This window comes from Streptomonospora sediminis, from assembly GCF_054778995.1.
In genome coordinates this window covers 168,670-177,018 of the sequence record NZ_BAAGYZ010000029.1, presented here as the reverse complement: position 1 = coordinate 177,018, position 8,349 = coordinate 168,670, and the positions used below count along the sequence as shown (strand labels likewise).

Sequence of the window (8,349 nt, the reverse complement as noted above, 5' to 3'; positions counted from 1 at the left end):
GAAGCACCTTTCGCATGTCCAGAGGGGTCTGCGGTCACGCCCGCCGTGAAAGCCCGAGGCTAATCTTCGGCAGCGCGGGGCGAACTTTGAGGTCCTTCGCCCTGGAATCGACCATATATCCCACTACTGGCCAGGCAGGCGCGGATACGGAAATCATCGCCCCTCCAACTCGCATACGCAGTAGGCGCCAAAGGCAGGACCGGCCGACGCACCCGGACAGCGGCTACGCGGTGCCCTCCTCCGCGCTCTCGCTCAGCAGGCCGGCGGCTAAAGCGCGGGCGCGTTGGACCCGGGTGTCGCCCTCGTCGATGCCGATGTGCGAGATGGCGCCCTCAAGCAGCAGGAAGACGTGTTCGGCCAGCTCGTCGGCATCGGCGTTCGGGGTGTCGGCGCCGATCAGTTCGGCGAGGCGTGCGCGGACGGCTCTCTTGTGTTCGCGGATGACCAGCCAGCCGGCGTGGTCGGGCGGAAGCTCGGCGGCGGCGTTGATGAACGCGCAGCCGCGGGTGACCTCCAGCGCGGGGTGGGAGAGGTAGGCGTCGATCAACGCAAGTGCGCGGGGCGGCGGTGCCGCGGCCAGGCGTTCTTCGAGGTGGGCCCACCAGGTCGCGTGGCGCTGCCGCAGGTACTGCGCCACCAGCTCGTCCTTTGAGCCGAAGCGGTCGTAGAGGGTCTTCTTGGTCACACCAGCGGTATCGGCGATCAGGGCCACGCCGACCGCGTTGATGCCTTGGCGGTAGAAGAGTCCACCTGCTGCATCGAGGATCCGCTGTCCGGCCGGTGCCATCTCCGCTCGTTCCAGCATGCCCCGACTATACCCACCGGTGGGTTGACTCATGCCCGTTCATCTCCCATGCTGCGTGTAAACCGATCGGTATACCTAGGGGGGTCATCATGGCCGGGCACTGCAGAAGCGGCGGCGATCGCGCCGCGGTCGCGCAGGGGGCAGCGCGGGCGGGAAGCGCCGTGCCCGCGGCCAGACTGGCCGCAGCCGGGATCTCGCTCATCGCGGTCTGCTACGGGCTCGCGCGGTTCGCCTACGGGCTGTTCGTACCGGTGTTCAGCGCCGAATTCGGGCTCAGTGCCGCCGCGGCGGGCGCCATCGCCTCCGCCGGGTACGCGGCCTACTGCGCGGCGGTGGTCGCAGCATCCGCCGCAACACCGCTCTTCGGACCGCGCGCGGTCGCCGTGTCGGCGGGAGCGGCGGCCACCGCGGGCACGGCGCTGGTAGCCGCCGCCGGCCATCCCGCGGTCCTCACCACCGGTGTGCTGCTTGCGGGCGTCAGCAGCGGCGCGGTGTCGCCGCCGCTGGCCGCCGCTGTGGCGCGCTGGGTCGCGGCCTCGCACGCCGACCGCGTGCAGTCCGTCGTCAACGCCGGCACGGGGCTCGGGGTCATGGTCTCCGGCCCCGTCGCCCTGCTCTTCGCCGACGACTGGCGGCTGGCGTGGGCGGCGTTCTCCTGCGCCTCGGCGGCCGCGGCAGTGTGGACCGCCCTGGTGATTCCTGCGCACCGTCGGGAGGGCGGCAGCGGCGCCGACCGCTCCGGGGCGCCGGCGGCGAGCGCCACCGGCACCGCTGCCCGATCGCCGTGGCTGCCGCCCGGCGCGGTCCGGCTGCTCTGCGCCGCCGTTGTCATGGGGGTGGCCAGCTCCGCCGTATGGACGTTCGGCCGCGATGTGGTCGTCGCCCAAGGCGCCGGCTCGTTCGCCTCCACGGTCATGTGGATCATCCTCGGCGCCGCCGGCCTGCTGGGCGTGCTCACCGGCGACATCTCCGCCCGCGCAGGGCTGGGCAGGGCGTGGATCGGCGGCATGTTCGTGCTCGCCGCGGCGACCGGCGGGCTGGTGCTCGCCGCGGGGAACGCGCCCGGCATCTACATCGCAGGCGGACTCTTCGGTGCCGTCTACATCGCGCTGACAGGGATGCTGCTGCTGTGGGGCGCCGCCACCTACGCCGCGGCTCCCGCGTCCGGGGTCGGTGCCGCGTTCCTGCTGCTGGCCGCCGGGCAGGCCGCCGGCTCGCCGCTGATCGGCCTGCTCAGCGACGCCTTCGGTACGGCGGCCTCGTTCGCCGCCGCCGCTGCGGTGGCTGTGGCCGGCGCTGCGCTCGCCCCGCGCCGCCGCAACCGCCCGCCGGAACGGTCCGGACGGCCGGGCCGCGAGCAGGACCAGCCGAACGGCGGGGACCCGGGCGGGGATCCGGTCCCGGACACGGCACCGGCGCCCGGCGCCCGATGAACCGGGCGGCGCATTGCGCGCCGGATCCCGGGTAGTGGCCGCGCGAATCCGCAGCGGATAAGCAGCGGATTCGTCCACAGGCAGGTGGAGGAAGGTGAGAACCGTGTCGGAGCAACTCGGCCACGAACCCGAGAAGCCCCGCGACCGCGAGTTCGCACCCGTGCTACGCGAGGACGACGAGGCACTGAGCCCCAAGCAGGCCCGCGCTCAAGGCCGCAAAGCCACCGGCACCGGCGTCACGACATCGGTACCGGCCGACCGCGGCGACCGGAACGGGCGGGGCGGTGGGGGTGGGCGCAGCGGCGCCAATGAGGCCCGCTCCGAGCTGGAGGACCCCACCGCGGGAACCGGCGAAGACCGCACCGGCACACACGGCGACCGCGGCCGCAACGGCGGCGCCGGGCCCGCCGGGCAGCGGCGCTGACCAGGACCCGCGCCAGCCCGCGACCGCCGCGGACCAGGGCTCACCCGGTCCGGGCCGCCGGGCTCCCCCGCCGGCGCAGCAGTCCGGCGGTGTCGCGGCCGAACGACCACACCAGCAGCGCCAGCGCGAACCCGGTCGCGGCCGCCGCCGCGCTCGGCGGCAGCAGCCCCGAGGCTGCGGCGGCCAAGACCGCCCCCTGCAGCGCGGCCACCGCCTTGCGCGCGCGAGACGGCGGCAGCTCGCCGCGCAACCGCGGAACCGCCCTGCCCGCGGCGGCGAATACGTAGCGCATGGCACCGATCGCCAGCACCCACCAGCCCAGCACGGAAACGGCCACGTGCACGCTGAGCACCAGAATAAGCAGCGCGTCCACTTCCATGTCGAACCGCGCACCCAGCGCCGATTCCGTGCCCGTGCGCCGGGCCACTGCGCCGTCCACCGCATCGAGGGCCAGCGCGACCGCGGCGAGAGCGGCGAGGAGCGCGCTCGGCGCAGGCCCCGGCCCGGCGAGACCTTGACCCACCAGCGCCGCAACACCCGCGGTCAGTCCGGCGCGCACCAGTGTCACCGCGTCGGCCGGGCCCGCCGGCGGCGCACGCCTGCGCCGCTGCGCCGCGGTATACGCGATCCAGGTGCCCGCGATACAGGCGACCCCGGCCGGCCACCCCGCCGCACCCAGACCGGCGGCCGCACTGAGGACCGCCAGCAGCGCAACCGCCGCCAACGCCGCAAGCGTCTGGGCGAGCCACGGCCGCCCGGGCGCGGCTCCCGCCGGCGGCCGACCGATCGGGCCGCGCTCTTGCCCGGCCGCGCCTGCAGCGGCGCCCGCCCGGTCGGCGCCCGCGGGACCGGCGATCCCGCACTGCCCTCCGGTACCGATTCCAGGTCGCACCGCACCCCCCATGCGCGGAACCCGCCCCGCGGCCCGCGCCATATGCCCGGCCTACCCCCGCTCCGGCCTTTCCCCGCTCCGGCCCCGGCTCCCACCGCCGCCGGCGCGCCAAGCCGGCCCGCCACGTACCGGGTATCGTACCGAGCATCGTCCGCAGCCGGCCCGCAGGACGGGAGGGAGTTTGCCCGACGCATTTGCTTTCTGGATCCGCGAACCCGGAACCGGCGAGATCCGGCCGGTGAAGCCCGCTCGCCCCGGACCGGGCGAGGTGGTCGTGCGCACCCGCTACTCGGCCGTCAGCCGCGGCACCGAAGCCCTGGTCTTCCGCGGCCGCGTACCCCAGAGCCAGTACGCCGCGATGCGGGCCCCGTTCCAAGAAGGCGGTTTTCCCGGGCCGGTGAAGTACGGCTACCTCAATGTCGGCCGCGTCGAAGAAGGGCCGCCGCACCTGCTCGGCCGCACCGTGTTCTGCCTCTACCCGCACCAGACCCGCTACGTGGTCCCCGCCGAGGCGGTCACCCCGGTACCCGCCGACGTACCCGCCCAGCGCGCTGTGCTGGCGGGTGTGTTGGAGACCGCCGTCAACGCGGCCTGGGACGCCGCGCCGCTGGTCGGCGACCGGATCGCGGTCGTGGGCGGCGGGATGGTGGGCTGCGCGGTCGCCGCAGTGCTCGCCGGGCTGCCCGGCACGCGCGTGCAACTCGTCGACACGGTGCCCGGCCGCGCCGCGACCGCCGCGGCGCTCGGCGCCGGTTTTGCCGCCCCCGGGCAGGCCGCAGCGGACTGCGACATCGTGGTGCACGCGAGCGCGAGCGAGGCCGGACTCGCCCGGTCGCTGGAACTGCTGGCGCCCGAGGGCACCGTCGTCGAGCTGAGCTGGTACGGGGACCGTCCCGTCAGCCTGCCGCTGGGCGAACGGTTCCACTCGCACCGGCTGACCGTGCGCGCCAGCCAGGTGGGGACCGTCTCGCCCGCGGTGCAGGGCAGGCGCGGCCGCGCCGAACGGATGGAGCTGGCACTGCGCCTGCTCGCTGACAACAGATTCGACGCGCTGATCACCGGGGAGAGCACGTTCGGCGAACTCCCCGACGTGCTGCCGCGGCTGGTGTCCGGCGAACTTCCCGCGCTGTGCCACCGCATCGTCTACCCCGCTGCAGGGCACACCGGCGGGCACACCGCGGACGGCCGCGGATGAGGCGCACACCGCCGGAACGGGGCGCCGATGGCCATGGAGCAACGCCCGGCCCAGCTTTAAAATCCGGGGGTTACCGCACGGCACATCGGTACGCCGGGTGGCCCGGCACCATCGATCGGCACGATCAGCACACTGGGGGCCTGCGATGTTCAGTGTCACCGTCCGCGACCACATCATGATCGCCCACAGTTTCCGCGGCGAAGCATTCGGGCCGGCGCAGAACCTGCACGGGGCGACGTTCACCGTCGACGCGGCCTTCTTCCGCTCCGCGCTCGGGCCCGACAACACCGTCGTCGATATCGGCCTGGCCTCCCGCGAACTGGGCACGGTGCTCAGCGGGCTGAACTACCGCAACCTCGACGACGAACCCGCCTTCAGCGGCACCAACACCACCACCGAGTTTCTGGCCAAGGTGGTCGCCGACCGGCTCGCCGACCGCATCGCCGCGGGCGGGCTCGGCGCGGACGCCCGCGGCTTGGAACGGATCGCGGTCACACTGCACGAGTCCCACGCCGCCTGGGCCGCCTTCGAGCGCCCGCTGTGACCGGCGGGGCAGGAGGCACCGCCCCGGAGGCCGTGCACGCGGTGCTGCCCGGCGGGGTCGACGACACCGCCGCACCCAGCGGAGGCAACACCTACGACCGCCGGCTGTGCGACGGCCTCGCCGCGGCGGGCCGGCCCGTCGCAGAGATCACCGCGCCCGGCACGTGGCCGTACCCGGACACCGCCGCCCGCACCAGCTTGGCGGAGTCGCTGGCGGCGCTGCCGGACGGCGCCCTCGTGCTCGCCGACGGGCTGGTGGTCTGCGGCGCCCCCGAGATCGCCGTGCCGCACGCCCGCCGCCTGCGCCTCGCCGTACTCGTCCACCTGCCACTCGCCGACGAGACCGGGCTCGCCCCGCAGGCGGCGGCCGGACTCGACGCACGCGAACGGGCGACCCTGCGCGCCGCCGCAGCGGTCATCACCACGAGCCGGTGGGCGGCGCGGCGGCTCGCCGACCACCACGGTCTGGACCGCGAACGGATGTACACCGTGGAGCCGGGGACCGATCCGGCGCTGCCGAGCGCGCGCGCCGGCGGCGGCACCCGCCTGCTGTGCGTCGCCGCCGTGACACCGCGCAAGGGCCACGACCTGCTGGCGGGGGCGCTGGCCGGGGTCGCCGACCTGGCCTGGACGTGCGAGTGCGCCGGCCCGCTGCACCGCGCCCCCGCATACGTCGCCGAGCTGCGGCGCGCCCTGGACCGGTGCGGCATCGCCGACCGGGTGCGCCTGGCGGGGCCGCTCGCCGGCGCGGAACTCGCGGCTGCGTACTCCCGCGCCGACCTGCTGGTGCTGCCTTCCCGCGCCGAGACCTACGGCATGGTGGCCGCAGAGGCGCTGGCGCGCGGCATTCCGGTCCTGGTGTCGGACGCGGGCGCGCTGCCGGAAACCGTGGGCACGCTGCCGGACGGCAGCGCTCCGGGGATCGTGGTGCCCGCCGATGACCCGCAGGCACTCGCGGCGGCGCTGCGCGGCTGGCTGACAACGCCCGCGCAACGCGAACACCTGCGCACCGCGGCGCGGCGCCGCAGATCGGAACTGCGGCCGTGGCCGGCTGCCGCGGCGGACATGGACGCCGTGCTGCAGCGCTTGCAGCAGGAACAAGGCCCGGGGGCACGGCAGCCGCAGGGGCCGGTACCCATCCGCAGCGCAGGGACGGCCCCGCAGCCCGCACCGGTGGAGCCGGACCACCCGGATCGGGACCTGCGGTGAGCGGCACCGAGCCCGCCGCGTTCGCACCGGAGTGGCTGGCGCTGCGCGAACCCGCCGACGCGGCCGCCCGCGCCACGCAGCTGCTCGAACCGCTGCGGGCCGCGCTGGAGACCCGCCCCGCCGCCGGCACGCTGATCGTGCACGACCTCGGCTGCGGAACCGGTGCGATGGGGCGCTGGCTCGCGCCGCGGCTCAATGGGCGCCAGCACTGGGTTCTGCACGACCGCGACCCCGCGCTGCTCGCCCGCGCCCATGCAGGCCTGCCCGCCCGCTCCGCCGACGGCGCACCCGTCACCGCCCAGTTGCGCCCGGGCGACCTCACCCGGGTCGGCGGCACCGGCCTCGCTGGTGCTTCGCTGGTTACCGCCTCGGCGCTGCTGGACCTGCTGACCGCCGAGCAGGCGGCGGCGCTGGCCCGGGCCTGCACGGCGGCCGGGTGCCCGGCACTGCTGGCGCTCACGGTGGCGGGCCGTGTGCAGCTGGAGCCGGCCCACCCGCTCGACGACGCGATCGCCGCCGCGTTCAACGCGCACCAGCGCCGCGGCCCCGCCGCCCAGCGCCTGCTGGGGCCGGACGCGACCGCCGCCACCGCCGCGGTGTTCAACCGGGGCGGCGCACATGTGCACGAGCGTCCGAGCCCGTGGCGGCTGGGCCCGGGCGGGGCACCGCTGGCGGCCGAGTGGCTGCGCGGATGGGTCGCCGCTGCGGTCGAACAGCGCCCCGGCCTGGCGGTAGGCGCTGCCGGCTACCTGCAGGAACGCTTGGCGCAGTGCTCAGCGGGGCGGCTGCGGGTGCGGGTGGACCACCGCGATCTGCTGGCGGTGCCGATGCGGGGCGCGCGTTAGCAGACGGCCGGAAGCGGGCCGGGCGGCGAGCTGCGCGTCCGGACCGCTGTCGGTGGGCCACTGCTGTCCGGCGCGGTATTGCCGACCCCGCCGGTAATTTCTTCGGCTCGCCGGGGGTGCCTGTGGCAGAATCCGGAACTTGCCGACCCCCGTCCCGCCCCGACATGCAGGGAGCCGAGAGCCGCTGATGCAGCAGGAGCACGAGGTCGTACGGAGGGTGAGCGAGGTCCTCGGCGCGGACCTGCTCGGCGCCTATCTGCACGGATCGGCCGTGTTTGCCGGGCTGCACCCCTATAGCGACATCGATGTGCTCGTACTTGCCCGCAGGCGCCTGACCTCCGACCAACGGCGCGACCTCACCGGGAAGCTGCTCGCCATCTCCGCCCCGCCCGAGCCCGGCGCGGCGCTGCGCGCGGTCGAGCTGACCATCGCGGTCGAGTCCGATGTGCGGCCCTGGCGCTATCCGCCGCGCTGCGAGTACCAGTACGGCGAATGGTTGCGGGCAGAGTTCGAGCAGGGCCGGATTCCCGAGCCCGGCCCCGACCCCGACCTCGCGGTGCTGGTCACGATGGCGCGGGAGGGCAACACCGCCCTTGCAGGCCCGCCGCCGACCGAGGTGTTCGACCCGGTGCCACAAGACGACCTCGTTAGCGCTCTGACCGCCGGTATCCCGGAACTGCTGGGCGAGCTCGAATCGGACACGCGGAATGTGGTGCTGACCCTGGCCCGAATCTGGGCAACGCTGGCCACCGGCAGCATCGGGTCGAAGGACACCTCGGCGCAATGGGCCCTGGCCCGCCTCCCCGAGGAGCACCGGCCGGTGCTGGAACGCGCCCGAGCCGTCTACCTCGGTGACCGGGCGGAGTACTGGGACGATCTGCTGCCGCGCCTGCGCCCGTATGCGGAGTACGTCACCGGCACCATCCACCGGCTCGCGCCCTGACCGGTACCCGGCGCGGGCACAGTGCACAGTGCTAGGGCGTGTTTGGTGGGTCGCTGCCCT

At 74.9% G+C, this 8,349-nt stretch carries 9 protein-coding genes; 7 read left to right on the top strand and 2 right to left on the bottom strand.

Annotated features, from left to right (window positions below; all coding sequences use genetic code 11):
- Positions 1–223: 223 nt before the first annotated feature.
- A complete protein-coding gene (locus tag ACYVD5_RS08280; protein ID WP_461000342.1) occupies positions 224–805 on the bottom strand; it encodes a TetR/AcrR family transcriptional regulator in 582 nt (193 codons plus the stop codon).
- A gap of 161 nt (positions 806–966) precedes the next feature.
- Between ACYVD5_RS08280 and ACYVD5_RS08275 the strand changes: the two genes are divergently transcribed.
- Positions 967–2,238: an MFS transporter gene (locus ACYVD5_RS08275; RefSeq protein ID WP_461000341.1), complete on the top strand. Its 1,272-nt coding sequence runs from the start codon at positions 967–969 to the stop codon at positions 2,236–2,238.
- A 103-nt stretch (positions 2,239–2,341) separates the two neighbouring features.
- Complete coding sequence (locus tag ACYVD5_RS08270) at positions 2,342–2,662, top strand: hypothetical protein (RefSeq protein ID WP_461000340.1); 321 nt, start codon at positions 2,342–2,344, stop codon at positions 2,660–2,662.
- Between the two features lie 40 nt (positions 2,663–2,702).
- Here ACYVD5_RS08270 and ACYVD5_RS08265 read toward each other — a convergent pair whose 3' ends face one another.
- The gene (locus tag ACYVD5_RS08265) at positions 2,703–3,386 is read right to left on the bottom strand and encodes a CDP-alcohol phosphatidyltransferase family protein (RefSeq protein ID WP_461000339.1); all 684 of its coding nucleotides are present in this window, start codon (positions 3,384–3,386) and stop codon (positions 2,703–2,705) included.
- 349 nt (positions 3,387–3,735) lie between these two features.
- Here ACYVD5_RS08265 and ACYVD5_RS08260 point away from each other — a divergent pair, with 349 nt between their 5' ends.
- From ACYVD5_RS08260 to ACYVD5_RS08240, 5 genes are all read left to right on the top strand, one after another.
- Positions 3,736–4,749 (top strand): zinc-dependent alcohol dehydrogenase, encoded by a 1,014-nt coding sequence (locus ACYVD5_RS08260; RefSeq protein ID WP_461000338.1) that lies wholly within the window; start codon positions 3,736–3,738, stop codon positions 4,747–4,749.
- A gap of 145 nt (positions 4,750–4,894) precedes the next feature.
- Positions 4,895–5,293, top strand: coding sequence for a 6-pyruvoyl trahydropterin synthase family protein (locus ACYVD5_RS08255; RefSeq protein ID WP_461000337.1), 399 nt, complete (start codon positions 4,895–4,897; stop codon positions 5,291–5,293).
- Positions 5,290–6,501 carry a glycosyltransferase family 4 protein gene (locus ACYVD5_RS08250; protein ID WP_461000336.1) on the top strand — a complete coding sequence of 404 codons (1,212 nt, stop codon included), beginning with the start codon at positions 5,290–5,292 and terminating at the stop codon, positions 6,499–6,501. The genes ACYVD5_RS08255 and ACYVD5_RS08250 overlap by 4 nt, the downstream gene beginning before the upstream one ends.
- Positions 6,498–7,346: a class I SAM-dependent methyltransferase gene (locus ACYVD5_RS08245; RefSeq protein WP_461000335.1), complete on the top strand. Its 849-nt coding sequence runs from the start codon at positions 6,498–6,500 to the stop codon at positions 7,344–7,346. Before ACYVD5_RS08250 ends, ACYVD5_RS08245 begins: the two co-directional genes overlap by 4 nt.
- Positions 7,347–7,533: 187 nt before the next feature.
- On the top strand, positions 7,534–8,289 hold the full coding sequence (locus tag ACYVD5_RS08240; RefSeq protein WP_461000334.1) for an aminoglycoside adenylyltransferase family protein: 756 nt from the start codon (positions 7,534–7,536) through the stop codon (positions 8,287–8,289).
- Positions 8,290–8,349: the final 60 nt, after the last annotated feature.

Bases quoted from the DNA above. Each gene is read 5' to 3' on its own strand.
- ACYVD5_RS08240 (WP_461000334.1), top strand. From the start codon at position 7,534: ATGCAGCAGGAGCACGAGGTCGTACGGAGGGTGAGCGAGGTCCTCGGC.
- ACYVD5_RS08255 (WP_461000337.1), top strand. From the start codon at position 4,895: ATGTTCAGTGTCACCGTCCGCGACCACATCATGATCGCCCACAGTTTC.
- ACYVD5_RS08280 (WP_461000342.1), bottom strand. From the start codon at position 805: ATGCTGGAACGAGCGGAGATGGCACCGGCCGGACAGCGGATCCTCGAT.